Raw genomic sequence first — 15,420 nt, 5'->3', positions numbered from 1 at the left:
CCCGCGATGGCAGCGCATCGCCCTCAACCAACACCGAATCGCGGGCAAGCCCGCTCCCACAAAGGCGGGGACGCACGGCGGCTTGACTCTGGAGTTGCTCCAGGGTTTCCAATCGAGCCATGAGCACCACGAGGACATTCGACAGCGTCACCTGGCGCATCCCCAACATGGACTGCGCGGCCGAGGAAAGCGAGATCCGCCACGCCCTGCGCGACGTGGCCGGTGTGCAGCGGCTGGCCTTCCGCCTGGGCGCGCGCGAGCTGGCGGTGGACGCGCTGCCGGGCGCGCTGCCGGGCATCGAGGCGGCGCTGAAGGGCGCGGGCTTTGCGCCCACGGGCACGGTGGGCGCGGCGCCCGCGCCGAGCGTCGCGGCGTCGAGCTGCGGCGCCTGTTGCGGATCGGGCTGCGGCAGCGCCGCCGCCGTCGCCGCGCCGGTCGACGCGAAGCCGTCACCCTGGCAGGCTCTGACCCTGGCGCCCGGCCTGAGCCGCACCGTGGCGGCGCTGGTGCTGGCCCTGGGTGCCGAGCTGCTCAGCGCCTTCGGCCCCGAATCCGTGCAGTGGCTGGGCATGGCGCTGGCCGTGGCGGCGGTGGCGCTGGCCGGGCTGTCGACCTACATCAAGGGCTTCAACGCGCTGCGGCGCGGGCGGCTGAACATCAGCGCGCTGATGACCGTGGCTGTCACCGGCGCCTTCCTGATCGGCGAGTGGCCTGAAGCCGCGATGGTGATGGCGCTGTACGCGCTGGCCGAATGGCTGGAGGCGCGCGCCGTGGACCGCGCGCGCGGCGCCATCGGAGGCCTGCTGGAGATGGCGCCCGACACCGTGGAGCAGCGCGATGCCCACGGCCACTGGCACGCCGCCAAGGCCGCCGACGTGCCGCTGGGCGCCGTGATCCGCGTCAAGCCCGGCACGCGGCTGGCGTTGGACGGCGTGGTGACGGCCGGCCGCAGCGCCATCGACCAGGCGCCCGTCACCGGCGAGAGCCTGCCGGTGGACAAGGCCGAGGGCGACGCGGTGTACGCCGGCACGCTGAACCAGACCGGCGTGCTGGAAGTGCGCGTGACGGCCGGCGCGCGCGACACGCAGCTGGCACGCATCATCCACGCCGTGGAGCAGGCGCAGAGCGAGCGCGCGCCCACGCAGGCCTTCATCGACCGCTTTGCCGCGGTCTACACGCCGGCCGTGTTCGTGCTGGCACTGGCCGTGGCGCTGCTGGGGCCGTGGCTGGCGGGCTGGACGTGGCTGACGGCGATCTACAAGGCGCTGGTGCTGCTGGTCATTGCCTGCCCGTGCGCGCTGGTGATCGCCACGCCGGTGACCATCGTCAGCGCGCTGGCCAACGCGGCGCGGCGCGGCGTGCTGGTCAAGGGCGGCGTGTACCTGGAAGAAGCGCGCCGCCTGAAGGCCGTGGCGCTGGACAAGACCGGCACGCTGACGCTGGGCAAGCCGGTGCTGGTGGCGCATGAATTGCTATCGAATCAAGAGCTTAAAGAGACCGTCCTGTCTGCGGCAGCGGCACTTTCTGCTCACAGTGCGCACCCGGTGTCGCAGGCCATCGCGCAGGGGCTGGCGGCGCAGGGCGTGGCGGCCGGCAACGTCGAGCACTTCGTCGACCAGCCGGGGCACGGCGTCGAAGGCGTGGTGGGCGGGCAGCGGCTGCGCCTCATCAGCCAGCGCGCCGCCGAGGCGCTGGGCCTGGGCAGCGCGTTGCTCACCGAGCGGCTGGCGGCGCACCAGGCGCAGGGCCGCAGCGTGTCGCTGCTGGCCTCCGACACGGCGGTGCTGGCGCTGTTCGCCGTGGCCGACACGGTGAAGGACCACGCGCCCGAAGCGGTGCGCGAACTGCACGCGCTGGGCGTGCAGACGGTGATGCTGTCGGGCGACCACCCCGCCGCCGCGCAGGCCGTGGCTGGCGCCGCCGGCGTGGCCGAGGCGCACGGTCAGCTGCTGCCGGGCGACAAGCTGGCCCGCATCGCCGAGCTGCAGGCGCGCCTGGGTCCCACGGCCATGGTGGGCGACGGCATCAACGACGCGCCGGCGCTGGCGGCGGCCGACATCGGCATCGCCATGGGTTCGGCCGGCACCGACATCGCCATGGAAGCCGCCGACGTGGTGGTGATGAACGACGACCTGCGCCGCCTGCCCGGCCTGATCCGCCTGTCGCGCCGCACGCACGGCGTGCTGTGGCAGAACATCGTGCTGGCGCTGGGCATCAAGGCGGCCTTCCTGGGGCTGGCGCTGGCAGGGCTGGCGACGATGTGGATGGCGGTGTTCGCCGACATGGGCGCCAGCCTGATCGTGGTGGCCAATGGGCTGCGCATGCTGCGGGGCGGGCGGGCGTAGTTCAAAAAAGAGAGCTGCTTGCGCTCTTCACACAATGTTTTCAGATTGTTTTGTCTTGAATTTGATACTGGATGGGCGTAAACAGCTATCAATAGAGAAGTGAATTGCGTGGCAGCGGCACGAGCCAACCGCCGCTGTCACGCCTTGGTCACGGCCGTGACACAGACTGGCGGACTCTGAATTTCACGGCTTTTCATCCATGGAAAAAAGCGATGCCGTCGCCACGCTGGGCGAGCAGGCGCCGGCGCTGGCCTCGCTGCTGCGGCCGGCGCAGGTGCGCGCCGCGCTCAAGGCCAACGACCGCCTGAAGCTCTACCTGAGCGTGCTGCAGGCCGCGCACGCCCATGCCCACCACCCGCGCGAGGCCGCGCTGGACCTGTCGCGCGAGATCGCCGCCGCCGACATCACCGTGCGCGCCGAGGCCGACTGGCTGCACGACCTGCCCGCTACCGCCGCCAGCGAAGCCGATGGCGCCCTGCGCGTGCCCGATCTGCCGCGCCTGGCGCTGCGCCTGGCCGACGACCTGGGTGTGATGGCGCGCCCGCTGGTCGAAGGCGACGGTGCCGACGCTGCATTCGCCGAGCGCGTGACGCACTGGCATGCCGAGCTGAATGCACTGTCCGGCCCGGTGCTGGCCGCCGCGCAGATCGAGGCGCTGACCCATGGCCAGCGCGCGCGCGGCGACAGCCTGCACATCATGGTGATGGACCTGCACAAGGCGCTCAATCGCCTGGCGGCCGGGCTGTCCACCGACCGCATCGACGGCGCGCACTGCTGGCAGCTGGCGGGCGACGACAGCGACCGCCCGCGCATCGCCGCCTTCATGCGCGGGCTGAACCGCACCGCGCCGCTCAAGTTCGACCACCCCGGCCTCGACACGGCCGCCACGCGCGACGGCGACAAGCTGCTGATCCAGAACGACATCGGCACCAACGACGCGCACGTGCTGGTGATCCAGGTCGACACCGCCGCCGCGCCGCAGGTCATCACGCTGACCTATTCCGACCTGCACCGCCAGCGCTTCGGCTTCTTCCAGCGCCTGCTGGCCGAGGTGGGCGCGCACTGGGGCCAGGCCGAGCAGCGCACCACCCAGGGCCTGAACCAGGGCGACGCCTATCACGTGGGCACCGCGCGCTTCGAGGCGCACGATGAAGCCGAACTGGCGCAGCAGCTCGAAGGCATCGGCGAGCGCATCGTGTTCCTGATCGACTGGAACCGCGCGCGCAAGCGCTTGCTGCACTTCGTCAGCCGCGAAGGCGCGGTGGCGGTGCTGGAGGCCAGCACGCGTGCCCGCGCCGGCCACATGGCGTGGCTGAACGCCGGCGCCGAGCGCCTGATCTGGGACGCCATGGCCGCGCAAGGCCCCAGCCAGTTCCGCCTGGGTGACCGGCTGGACCAGGTGCTGGGCGAGGCCGAGGCGCGCGACTTTCTGGCCGGCGTGCTCATCAACGCCGCCCACCACCCCAACGCGCCGGCGCTGCTGCTCGACCAGACCCAGGCCCAGCTGGCGCGCCGCCTGCGCGGCCGCCGCGGCGACGACGACCTGCTGGAAGAACACGCCGCCTACTGCCACGCCCTGGCGCAAGGCCTGCGCGACGCGCTGGCGCACGGGCTGGAGCGCGACGCCCCCGCCGCCGAGCGTCTGGCCGCGCGCGCCAAGGACTGGGAGCGCCACGCCGACCAGCTGGTGGTGCACGCGCGCGAGCTGGCCGAGCACCAGCCGCAATGGCGCCCGCTGATGCAGCTGCTGCACCACAGCGACGACGTGGCCGACGCGCTGGAGGAAGCCTGCTTCGTGCTCAGCCTGCTGGCCGAGCATGTCGACGCCACCCCCGCCATCGACGGCTGGACTGCCCCCGTGCGCCAGGTGCTGACCGAGCTGGCCGACGCCGTGCTGAACGCCGTGCAGGACCACGTCAAGGCCCTGGCCGTGGCGCGCACGCTGGGCGAGGCCAGCGCCGGCGACGACCAGTCCGAATACCTGTCGGCCGCCTGGCGCGTGCAGCAGGCCGAGCGCCACTGCGACGAGCTGCTGCGCCGCGCCCGCCGCGAACTGGCCACGCAATGCCGCGAACAGCCCGACGCCGTGGCGCTGACCCTGGGCAACGAACTGGCCGCCGCCATCGAGCAGGCCAGCGACGCCCTGCTGACCCTGGGCTGGGGCCTGCGCGAGCGCACCATGCAGCGCATGGGCGTGGCGGCGGCGTGAGCGGCAGACGCGCGCCCGTCGCCCATTCCCCATGCCGGCCACCGCCCCCCGGACACTCCCTCTCCCGCTGGCGGGAGAGGGCAGGGGTGAGGGCGAACGCCACCACCACCCCGCCCGTTCCTCTCCCCGCCGCCGCCGCCGCCCGCGTCGCTCCCTCCCCCGCTGGGGGAGGGCTGGGGTGGGGGCCGCCCGCTGCCCCACACCACCGCCGACCCTCACCCCCGCCCTCTCCCGCCCGCGGGAGAGGGAGCTTCCGCGCCTGCGCGAGCGCCCGCAGGTAGGCGTCACCCTCGCCCCCTGATACCCCACCATGAACGCCCGCGACACCACCCACTTCCCCTCCGCAGCCCACGCCGTGGCGCTGATCGGCTGCGGCCCCAAGCCCCGCACGCCGGACGTGCCGCCGCCCGAGGCCATCGGCTTCAAGGCGCACAACCTGGCGCGCATGGCCGCCATGGCCCTGCCGGTGCCGCCAGCCTTCGTGCTGGGCACCGGCTGGTGCGCCGACCCGGCCGCGCTCAGGCCCGAGGTGTGGCAACCAGCGCTGGCCGCGCTGGAGCACGCCAGCGATGCCCGCTTCGGCGATGCGCGCCAGCCGCTGCTGCTGTCGGTGCGCTCGGGCGCGCCGGTGTCGATGCCGGGCATGATGGAAACGCTGCTCAACATCGGCCTGTGCGATGCCACGCTGCCCGGCTTTCTGCGCGCCACCGGCAACCCGCGCCTGGTGTGGGACGCCTACCGCCGCCTGGTGGCCGGCTTCGGCGAGGTGGTGCTGGGCATCGACGCCGCGGTGTTCGAGGCCGACCTGGCCCAGATCGCCGCCGGCCGCGACGAGCGCGAGCTGGACTTTGCCGAGCTGCGCGCCCTCACGCGCGCCCACCTGGCCAGCGTGCAGCGCGTGGCCGGCCAGCCCTTCCCGCAGTCGCCGCGCGATCAGCTCACGCAGGCCATCGCCGCCGTGTTCGCCAGCTGGCAGGCGCCCAAGGCGCGCGACTACCGGCGCCTGAACGGCATTGCCGACAGCATCGGCACGGCCGTCACCGTGCAGCGCATGGTGTTCGGCAACGCCGGCGGCACCTCGGGCGCGGGCGTGGGCTTCACGCGCCACCCCTCGACCGGCGAGCCGGCGCCCTGGGTCGACTTTCTGTTCAACGCCCAGGGCGAGGACGTGGTGTCGGGCCGGCGCAGCGCGCAGGGCCACGACCAGCTGGCCGCCGCCGCACCGCCCGTGTGGCACGAGCTGCTGGCCGCCACGCAGCAGCTCGAGCAGGCCTTCGGCGACATGCAGGACTTCGAATTCACGGTCGAGAACGGCCGCCTGTGGTTGCTGCAGACCCGCGCCGGCAAGCGCACGGCGCAGGCCACCGCGCGCATCGCGCTCGACCTGGCCGACGAGGGCGTCATCAGCCTTGACGAGGCGCGCCGCCGCACCGAGGGCCTGGGTGAAGACCAGCTGGCCGTGCCGCGCGTGGTCACCGAAGACGGCGCGGCCCAGCCGCTGGCGCAGGCCGTGAGCGCCGCGCACGGCGTGGCCATCGGCGAGATCGTGCTCGACGAAGCCGCTGCCCGCGCCCGCCAGGCGGCCGGCGCCACCGTGCTGCTGCTGCGCCAGGACGCCGAAACGCGCGACCTGGCCGCGCTCGACATCGCCGCCGGCCTGCTGACGGCGCGCGGCGCCCGCACGTCACACGCCGCCGTGGTGGCGCGCCAGCTCGGTAAGGTGTGCCTGGTCGGCTGCGAGCAACTGGTGATCGACACCCCGCACCGCCGCGTGCGCCTGGGCGGCGAGGAGCTGGCCGAGGGCGAGGTGCTGACGCTGGACGGCGGCAGCGGCGCCATCTGGCGCGGCGCGGTGCGCACGGTGCGCGAAGTGCCGCAGGACTTGATGGCGCGGCTGGCGGCGCTGCGGGCGGGCTAAGCCCACCGCTGCGGCCCCTGCTCGTCGCGTGATGGCCGAGCCTTGTGGGAGCGGGCTTGCCCGCGATGGCGCCGCCGCGCCTGCACCCGATGCCCGATCGCGGGCAAGCCCGCTCCCACAGGGATGTGTGGATACTCCCCAATAGGGCGGCCGTCAGCGCCCGTCCATCAAGCGCTGGCGCTTGATACTCCCTTTCAATGTTCAGGATCCCTGCTTTCCCAGCGTCAAATCCGCCGATGTCGATGCAGGGCCGGCCGTCGTGCTGGCGAGATCAGGCGCGTTGTTTCCAAAGAGGCACTGGGTAGCCCATGCACGGGCGCGAAGTGCCCGCCCTGCCTGGCTGCACCTGCGCCCTGGCGCCGCACCGCTCACGGCACTACGCACCCCTCGGGCGGGCAATCGTGCGGAATCGGGATGTCTGGCGCCGGTGTGATGTGGATGGCCAGCGGCAGGTGGTCGCCGGCCTGCTTGAACCAGTCGTCCCAGTAGCCTTGGTAGGTGGGCCCGCTCTCGGGCCGGTCGGGCGGGCGGCGGCCGTCCATCGGCCCAAGCTTGAACGACATCGTGCTGCCATCGGGGCATTGGCCCAGCAATTCGACCTCGCTCACCCACAGGCGGCGCGGTTCACGCGTGATCTGCGTCGGAATCCAGCCTTCCCCGTACAGCATCGGCCCGGTGCGCACCACTTCTCGGGTGTGGCGCAGCAATTGGGCGGGGCAGCGCTGGACGATCTTGAAGAGACTGTTGCCAACGACCATGTAGGTCCCGCTGCCCCCCTGCAGCCACCAGACTGATTTCTTCGGAAGCTCTGTATCGTTATCGGGACCTCTAAAGATGCTCGGCTCAATATCCATCAGTTGCGACTGCAGATAGTTTGGCAACGTGTGAACCGATTTGCGCAGCGCCAAGGTCTGACTGATCACCCTACGCCGATAGTTGTCTATGTGGCCGATCGGAATCGCTCCTCCCCCCCCGGCACATCGTCCCTTACCTTCGTTGTATCCTGAGGGAGGTATGGGCTTAGCCAATCGGCACGGTCGTACTTGAAGACCGTGCCGACCTTCATGCCCACGATCGCGGAATCGACTTCGCAGGTGAAATTTTCGGTGTGGCAGGTGTAGAACGGCGTCTGCCTCGCATTGAGGAATCCCAGCCACGCCCAGCCGACGCCGCGGTCCCTGATGATCTTGCCGGTCTGCTTGTCCAGCCGGAACTTGTGCAGGGTCACGAAGTCGCCCACCTGCACCGGCTCGCCAGTGCCTTCGCGCACGATGGTGGGGCGGTTGAACTCAGCCATGGGCCGGCCGGGCGGGATCACTTCGGTGGCGACGATCTGGCCGGGGTCGAACGGCTCGGGCCGCTGGCCGCAGGCGCTGAGGGTGGCGAGCGCCAGCAGGCCCGCCGCCGTGGCAACCGTGTGGCGCACGGCAGTGGCAGACCGGCGCGCGCGTGTGGCGCCGCGAGAGCGTGTCATGGTGTGTTTCTCCGATGGCTGCCGTCAGTCGGTGAGGGGTTTAAGTGCTGCGCTATGTATAGCTGCCTGCGCTGACTGGATAAGCGCTGGCGGCCAATTTGACTTGTAAGCGCCGTCACATCCGACCGAACGCCCAGCCGCTGGCCGCTTCGGTGCCTTCGATCTCGTCGATGGCCTTGAGCAGCGGCGCCAGCTCGCGGTAGCGCGCGGCGGTGTGGCGGATGTAGGCGATGAAGCGCGGCGCGTCGGCCAAATACTTGGGCTTGCCGTCGCGCAAGGTCAGCCGCGCGAAGATGCCGGCCACCTTCAGGTGCCGCTGCAGGCCCATCCATTCGACGGCGCGCCAGAAGCTTCCGAAGTCGCTGTGCCAGTCCTCGAAGTTCAGCAGCCCGAGCTTGCGCGCGCGTTCCCAGTAGCGCACGGTGATGTCGAGCACGAACTCCTCGTCCCAGGTGAGGAAGGCGTCGCGCATCAGGCTGGCGATGTCGTAGGTGATGGGGCCGTACACGGCGTCCTGGAAGTCGAGCACGCCGAGCGCACCTTGCGGCGACACCATCAGGTTGCGCGGCATGAAGTCGCGGTGCACGTAGACCATGGGCGCGGCCAGGTTGCGGGCGACGATCAGGTCGAAGGTCTTGCTCAACGTGTCGCGCAGCGCGCCTTCCACGGCGATGCCGCGGTGTTTGGCCAGATACCAGTCGGGGAACAGCGCCAGCTCGCGCCGCAGCAGCGCCTCGTCGTAGGGCGGCAGCACGCCGGGTTTCGAGGCCTGTTGCCATTTCAATAACAACTCCACCGCCTGCAGGTAGCGCGGGCGGTTGGCCTCGGGGTGGGCGCGGTCGATTTCCTCCATCATGGTGCGATGACCCAAGTCGGTCAGCAGCATGAAGCCCTGCGGCTCGTCCCAGTCCAGCACCTGCGGCGCGGGCAGGCCGGCGGCCTGCATCAGGCCGGCGACGTGCACGAAAGGGGCGCTGTTCTCCTGCGCGGGCGGGGCGTCCATCACGATGCGCGTGGCGCCATCGGTGGTGTCCAGGCGGAAGTAGCGGCGAAAACTGGCGTCGGCCGACGCCACGCGCACGCTGCCCGGCTGCAGGCGCTGCGCCGGCGCGATGCGTGCCAGCCAGGCGGCGAAGGCCTGCGCCCGCGCCGGATCGGCCCAGGTGGGCGCGAGGGGCGCGGCAGCGGGGGAAACGGATGGTGACAGGGGGGCCGGTGTCGCGTCGCTCATGGATAATCGATTCTAGAGCGAGCCGTCTCCCGCACCGGGCCAGTGCTTGCGCTTTCTGGACCCACACGCAGTGCAGGCTTCGCCGGTTTTTCCCCTTTCTCGCCACGCTTCGCATCCCGCACGGGCCGCCGTGGTGCGGCCGGTGGCTGCCGCGGTGCTGGCCCTGCTGGCGGGCGCGGTGCTGGCGCAGCCGTCCGAGCCGCTGCAGCTGCAGGCCACGCCGCTGCTGGCCGAGAAGCTGCCCGACAACGCCCACCCGCCCACCATCGTCTACGGCGACCGCATCAGTGGCCGCACCGATCTTGAAACCGTCATCGAAGGCCAGGCCGAGCTGCGCCAGCCCGGCCGCGTGGCGCGCGCCGACAAGCTGGTGTACGACCAGACCACCGACATCGCCACCGTCACCGGCGACGTGCGCATGAACGCCGAGGGCGACCGCTACACCGCCACCTCGGGGCAGATCCAGATCGACGCGATGGCCGGTTTTCTGCTGCAGCCGACGTACCGCTTCCTGGCCAGCGGCGCGCACGGCACGGCCGAGCGGCTGGACCTGCTGGACCGCGACCGCGCCCGCGTGACGCAGGGCACCTACACCACCTGCCAGCGCGGCGGGCCGGACTGGATGCCCGACTGGATCCTGCGCGCCGACAAGCTGGAGCTGGACCGCGAGGACGACGAGGGCCGGGCCGAAGGCGCGGTGCTGGAGTTCAAGGGCGTGCCCATCCTGCCGGTGCCGGCCATGAGCTTTCCGCTCAGCGAGCGGCGCAAGTCCGGCTGGCTGCCGCCCACCATCGGGCTCGACAACAAGAGCGGGCTGGACCTGTCGGTGCCGTACTACTGGAACATCGCGCCCAACCGCGACGCCACCTTCACGCCGGCCATCATGCTGCGCCGCGGCGTCGAGATGGGCGGCGAGTTCCGCTACCTCGAGAACAACTACCAGGGCCGCCTGAACGCCAACCTGCTGCCCAATGACAAGCTGCGCGACGGCCGCAACCGCTGGGGCTACTTCGCGCGCCACAACGGCACCTACGACACCGGCATCGACGGCATCGGCGCCGTGGGCCTGGGGCTGAACCTGAACCGCGTGAGCGACAACGACTACTGGCGCGACTTCTCGCGCGGCGGCCTGTCGCTGACCACGCGCCTGCTGGCCAACGACGGCGCGCTGACCTGGTCGCGCGGCGATTTCTCGGCCAGCGCGCGGGCACTGAAGTGGCAGACGCTGCAGGACGTGAACGCGCCCATCATCCCGCCCTACGACCGTCTGCCGCAGCTGGCCGCGCGCTGGGGCCGCGTGAACGACCGCGGCTTCGACTACGCAGTCGATGGCGACTTCACGCGCTTTCGGGCCGACAGCTTCTGGACGCAGCAGCCCAACGCCGACCGCAGCTTCCTGCACGCGCAGCTGGCGCGGCCCATCACGCGTTCGTGGGGTTTTCTGGTGCCCAAGGTGCAGCTGCACGCCACCAGCTACCAGTTCGACCGCCCGCTGGCCGACGGCCGCACCTCGGCCAGCCGCGTGCTGCCCACCTTCAGCCTCGACAGCGGCCTGGTGTTCGAGCGCGACGCGCAGTACTTCGGCCGCGGCTTTCGCCAGACGCTGGAGCCGCGCCTGATGTACGTCTACACGCCGTACCGCAACCAGAGCCTGCTGCCCAACTACGACTCGGGCGCCTACGACTTCAACTTCGCCACCATCTGGGCCGAGAACGCCTTTGCCGGCAACGACCGCATCGTCGACAACAACCTGGTCACAGGCGGCCTGACCACGCGCCTGCTCGACCCCGAAAGCGGCGCCGAGGTGGTGCGCTTGGGGCTGGCGCAGCGCTACCGCTTCTCGGGCCAGCAGGTGGTGCTGCCGGGCGGCACGCCCACCGAACGCGGCCTGTCCGACATCATGCTGGGCGCCGGCATCAACTGGGACCCGCGCTGGTCGTTCGACAGCGTGGTGCAGTACAACCCCGACACCCGGCGCAGCACCCGCACCACCCTCCAGGGGCGCTATTCGCCGGGGCCGTACCGCACCGTCAGCGCGGCCTACCGCCACCAGCGCGACCTGCAGAGCGAGCACCTCGACGTGGGCTGGCAATGGCCGCTGAGCGACCTGGCCGGCCGCCGCGGCGAGCTGGGCACCACCGCCGCGCGCACCGGCGGCAGCAGCTGCAACGGGCGCTGGTACAGCGTCGGCCGGCTCAACTACAGCCTGCGCGAAAGCCGGCTGGTCGACGCCATCCTGGGCGTCGAATACGATGCCGGCTGCTGGATCGGCCGCGTGGTGCTGGAAAAACTCACCAGCTCCACCACCTCGTCCACCAAGCGCATCATGTTCCAGCTGGAACTCGTCGGCCTGTCGCGCCTGGGCAGCAACCCGCTGCGTACGCTGCGCAACAACATTCCGCGTTATCAATACCTGCGCGAAGAAACCACCTCACCGAGCCGGTTCACAGAGTATGAGTAACCCCCCTGAGTCGCTGCGCGCCTTCCCCCCTGAAGGGGGGACACCGCTGGTGGCCGGCACAGGTCCGGCCACGGCGGTCGCTGGCATGGCCCGCTCCGCGGCCTTCGGTGGAACCGCGTCGGCATCCCACGATGGCCTCGGTGCGTTTAGGAGAAACAAGATGTCTCGTGTTCTTTCCCGCTGGCTGCTGTTGCCTGCGGCTTGCATCGCACTGTCCCTGCCCGCGCAGGCGCAGACCAGCGGCACGCAGCGCAAGCCCGCGCCCACCAAGCCGGCCGCCAAGAAACCCGCGGCCAAGAAGGCGCCGGCTCGCAAGCCCGCCGCCAAACCGGTACCCCGGCGCACACCCGCGCCGGCACCGGCGGCCGCGCCTGCTGCCGTCCCGGCAGCACCCGTGGCGACTCCCGCGCCAGCACCCGCCAGCGCCGCGCTGCGCGAGGCCGACTTCATCGTCGCCGTGGTCAACACCGAGCCCGTCACCAACAACGAGGTGCGCGCCCGCATCGCCCGCGCCCAGCGCCAGCTGGCCGAGCGCGGCGGCCCGCAGCCGCCGGCCGACGTGCTGCGCAAGGAAATGCTGGAACGCCTGATCGCCGAGCGCGCGCAGCTGCAGTACGCGCGCGAAACCGGCCTGAAGGTGGACGACGGCGCGCTGGCCCAGGCCGAGCTGTCCATCGCGCGCCAGAACCAGCTGGCCACCGTGGAGCAGCTGTACCAGCGCATCCAGCAGGAAGGCATTGCCGTGCAGGACTTCCGCGACGACGTGCGCAACCAGGTGCTGCTGGCGCGCCTGCGCGAGCGCGAGATCGAACCCAAGCTGCGCGTGACCGACGCCGAGGTCGACACCTTCATCCGCGAGCAGACCGGCGTGCGGCCCGGCGCGGTGGACCTGAACCTGGCCATGATCCTGGTGGCCGTGCCCGAAGGCGCCAACGCCGCCGAACTGGCGCGCCTGCAGGCCCGCGCCGACGAGGTGGCGCGCCGCGCGCGCGGCGGCGAGGACTTCGCGGCGCTGGCGGTGGAGTTCTCCGACGCCAACAACCGCGGCCGCGACGGCGGAGTGCTGGGCCTGCGCCCGTCCGACAAGTACCCCGACCTGTTCCTGCAAAGCACGCAGCGCGCGCGCGTGGGCGACATCGCCGGCCCGGTGCGCTCCGGCGCCGGTTTCCACATCCTCAAGGTGCTGGAGCGCAAGGCCAACAACGAGCTGCCCGAGGTCAAGATCCCGCAGACCCACGTGCGCCACATCTTGCTGCGCACCGGCCCCACGCAGAGCGAGCAGGTGGCGCGCGAGCGCGCGGCCGACTTCAGGCGCCGCATCGCGGCGGGCCAGGCCAGCTTCGAGGAGCTGGCGCGCCAGTTCTCGCAGGACGACAGCGCCGCCGACGGCGGCGAACTGGGCTGGGCGCCGCCCGGCCAGTTCGTGCCCGAGTTCGAGCAGGCCATGAACAACCTCGACGCCGGCCAGGTGAGCGAGCCGGTGATCACCCGCTTCGGCGTGCACCTGATCCGCGTCGACGGCCGGCGCGAGCAGGTGCTTACCGCCGCCGAGCAGCGCCAGCTGGCGCGCAACATGCTGCGCGAGAAGAAGGCGCAGGAGGCATTCGAGACCTGGGCGCGCGAGGTGCGTGGCCGCGCCTACGTCGAATACCGCGACCCACCGAAATGACGCACCCCCCTGAGGCGCTGCGCGCCTTCCCCCCAGGGGGACGCCGCCAGTGGCCGGGCCAAGCCCGCTCCACGGCCGTTCGACTGACGGGCGCCGCGCAGTCCTGATGAAACACATCCCCCGCAAGCGCTTCGGCCAGCACTTCCTCAGCGACCCGGCCATCATCGACGCCATCGTGCGCGCCATCGACCCGCGCCCCGGCCAGCCGATGGTCGAGATCGGCCCCGGCCTGGCCGCGCTGACGCAGCCGCTGGTCGAGCGCCTGGGGCGCCTGACGGTGATCGAAATCGACCGCGACCTGGCCGCCCGCCTGCGCGCGCACCCGCAGCTCGAGGTCATCGAATCCGATGTGCTGAAAGTGGATTTTGCGCAGCTGCAGCAAGCGCAGGCAGCTACCAAATTGAGAGTGTGCGGCAACCTGCCCTACAACATCTCCAGCCCAATCCTGTTCCACCTGCTGCCGTTTGCCGCGCACATCGAAGACCAGCACTTCATGCTGCAGAAGGAAGTGATCGACCGCATGGTCGCCGCGCCGTCCACCGGGGACTACGGCCGTCTGTCGGTGATGCTGCAGTGGCGCTACGCGATGGAGAACGTGCTGTTCGTGCCGCCCGCCGCGTTCGAGCCGCCGCCGCGCGTCGACTCGGCCGTGGTGCGCATGGTGCCGCGCCCCGACTTCGCGCCCATCGACCCGGCGCTGCTGTCCGAGCTGGTGCAGGTCGCCTTCAGCCAGCGCCGCAAGCTGCTGCGCCACACGCTGGGCAAGTGGCTGGAGGCGCGCGGCTTCGGCGGCCCGTTCGACGTGCAGCGCCGCGCCGAGGAAGTGCCGGTGGCGGAGTACCTGGCGCTGGCCGACGCCCTGGGCTGAGCGTTCCGGCAGCGTTGCCCGTCCCTATACTGGTAGGGTCGATGCCCGCCAGCGCCTGACTGGCGGGCGTTGCAGACGCATACTCCCCTTATCTTTCCCCTGGTCACGGCTTGTGGGAGCGGGCTTGCCCGCGAAGCAGCGTTCATGGCCTCGGCAGGGCACCCATCGCCGCCAAGGCCGCCCCGCCCCATGGCTGGCCGCTGGGCACGGCCATGAGGTCAGACCGTGCTCGCCTGAAGCGCGCAGCGCCTCAGTTCAACGCCATGCTCAGCTTGCGCCGGTAGCCCGACAGCAGCTCGGCCTGCGGGTCTTCCTGCTTGGCGGCCTTGCCGGTCAGCTCGATGCCGCCGGCGCTCTTGCCGTCGGCGCCGGCGCCGTGCTTGGGCGGCGGGGGCGTCAGCAGCTCCAGGATGGCGACGTAGGTCTTGCGGGCGGCCTCGTCGTTCCACTTCTTGTCGCGCATGATGATTTCCAGCAGCTCGTCCATGCTGGCCGTCCACTGGCCTTCGGCCATCAGCGCCTGCGCCTTGGCAAAGCGGGTGTCGAAGTCGCGCTTGTTCTCGGCGATCCTGGCGTCGAACTGCTCCACCGGCCAGTTGCCGCGCTCGTCGTTCTGCACGAACTCCATCGCGTCCAGCCAGCGGCGCAGTGCGTCGAAGCGCAGCGGGCGCGGCTCGCGCCCCAGCGGTTCTTCCAGCGTGGCGGCGGCTTCGGCGAAGGCGCCGGTGGCGATCAGCACGCGGGCGTAGTCGGCGCGGGCGTCGTCGTTGGCCGGGTCCTGCGCCAGCGCGTCGGCCAGCTTGGCCAGGGCGGCGTCGGTGTCGCCGGCTTCCAGCAGGGCCTCGGCCTCGTTCACCTCTTCCTCGGCGGCCAGCGCGCCCTCGCTGGGCACGTGCTTGTCGAGGAACTGGCGGATGGTGCCGGCCGGCTGCGCGCCCACGAAACCGTCCACCGGCTGGCCGCCGACGAACATCACGCACAGCGGAATGCTGCGCGTGCCCAGCATCTGCGACAGCTGGCCGGCGATCTCGGGCACCTTGTCGGCGTCCAGCTTGGCCAGGACAAAGCGGCCGGCGTATTCGGTCTCCAGCTGCTCCAGCACCGGGCCCAGTTGCTTGCAGGGGCCGCACCATTCGGCCCACACATCCAGCAGCACGGGCGTTTGCAGGGAGGCCTTGATGACCTCGGCTTCGAAGTTTTGCAGGGTGATGTCGATCATGGGGCGTATCTGGGGGCAAAATTGAA

10 protein-coding genes are annotated in these 15,420 nt (G+C 71.1%); 6 read left to right on the top strand and 4 right to left on the bottom strand.

Features of this window, described 5'->3' with window-relative positions; genetic code table 11:
* Positions 1-119: 119 nt before the first annotated feature.
* From ACFSCU_RS01015 to ACFSCU_RS01005, 3 genes are all read left to right on the top strand, one after another.
* Positions 120-2,345 carry a heavy metal translocating P-type ATPase gene (locus ACFSCU_RS01015; RefSeq protein ID WP_180550392.1) on the top strand — a complete coding sequence of 742 codons (2,226 nt, stop codon included), beginning with the start codon at positions 120-122 and terminating at the stop codon, positions 2,343-2,345.
* A 199-nt stretch (positions 2,346-2,544) separates the two neighbouring features.
* Positions 2,545-4,554 (top strand): phosphate transport regulator, encoded by a 2,010-nt coding sequence (locus ACFSCU_RS01010; protein ID WP_377559564.1) that lies wholly within the window; start codon positions 2,545-2,547, stop codon positions 4,552-4,554.
* Between the two features lie 310 nt (positions 4,555-4,864).
* The gene (locus tag ACFSCU_RS01005; protein ID WP_377559563.1) at positions 4,865-6,472 is read left to right on the top strand and encodes a PEP/pyruvate-binding domain-containing protein; all 1,608 of its coding nucleotides are present in this window, start codon (positions 4,865-4,867) and stop codon (positions 6,470-6,472) included.
* 368 nt (positions 6,473-6,840) lie between these two features.
* Here ACFSCU_RS01005 and ACFSCU_RS01000 read toward each other — a convergent pair whose 3' ends face one another.
* The 3 genes from ACFSCU_RS01000 to ACFSCU_RS00990 all read right to left on the bottom strand — a co-directional run bounded on the left by ACFSCU_RS01000 (position 6,841) and on the right by ACFSCU_RS00990 (position 9,177).
* Positions 6,841-7,230, bottom strand: coding sequence for a hypothetical protein (locus tag ACFSCU_RS01000; RefSeq protein ID WP_180550393.1), 390 nt, complete (start codon positions 7,228-7,230; stop codon positions 6,841-6,843).
* 182 nt (positions 7,231-7,412) lie between these two features.
* A complete protein-coding gene (locus ACFSCU_RS00995; protein WP_377559561.1) occupies positions 7,413-7,946 on the bottom strand; it encodes a hypothetical protein in 534 nt (177 codons plus the stop codon).
* Positions 7,947-8,061: 115 nt separating this feature from the next.
* Positions 8,062-9,177, bottom strand: a complete 1,116-nt coding sequence (locus ACFSCU_RS00990) for an aminoglycoside phosphotransferase family protein (protein WP_377559560.1) — start codon at positions 9,175-9,177, stop codon at positions 8,062-8,064.
* 130 nt (positions 9,178-9,307) lie between these two features.
* On the opposite strand from ACFSCU_RS00990, the gene ACFSCU_RS00985 reads away from it, so the two are divergent.
* The 3 genes from ACFSCU_RS00985 (at position 9,308) to rsmA (ending at position 14,175) form a co-directional block, all read left to right on the top strand.
* Positions 9,308-11,638 carry an LPS-assembly protein LptD gene (locus ACFSCU_RS00985; RefSeq protein WP_377559558.1) on the top strand — a complete coding sequence of 777 codons (2,331 nt, stop codon included), beginning with the start codon at positions 9,308-9,310 and terminating at the stop codon, positions 11,636-11,638.
* A gap of 160 nt (positions 11,639-11,798) precedes the next feature.
* Positions 11,799-13,307: a peptidylprolyl isomerase gene (locus ACFSCU_RS00980; RefSeq protein WP_377559556.1), complete on the top strand. Its 1,509-nt coding sequence runs from the start codon at positions 11,799-11,801 to the stop codon at positions 13,305-13,307.
* Positions 13,308-13,413: 106 nt separating this feature from the next.
* Positions 13,414-14,175, top strand: a complete 762-nt coding sequence (gene rsmA / locus ACFSCU_RS00975) for a 16S rRNA (adenine(1518)-N(6)/adenine(1519)-N(6))-dimethyltransferase RsmA (protein WP_377559555.1) — start codon at positions 13,414-13,416, stop codon at positions 14,173-14,175.
* A gap of 250 nt (positions 14,176-14,425) precedes the next feature.
* Here rsmA and ACFSCU_RS00970 read toward each other — a convergent pair whose 3' ends face one another.
* Entirely contained in the window at positions 14,426-15,394 is a 969-nt protein-coding gene (locus ACFSCU_RS00970) for a tetratricopeptide repeat protein (protein WP_377559553.1), read from the bottom strand.
* Positions 15,395-15,420 lie beyond the last annotated feature (26 nt).

The organism is Ottowia beijingensis (assembly GCF_042680925.1).
Taxonomy (GTDB): Bacteria; Pseudomonadota; Gammaproteobacteria; order Burkholderiales; family Burkholderiaceae_C; genus Ottowia; species Ottowia beijingensis.
This window is presented reverse-complemented; position numbering and strand designations above follow the sequence as displayed.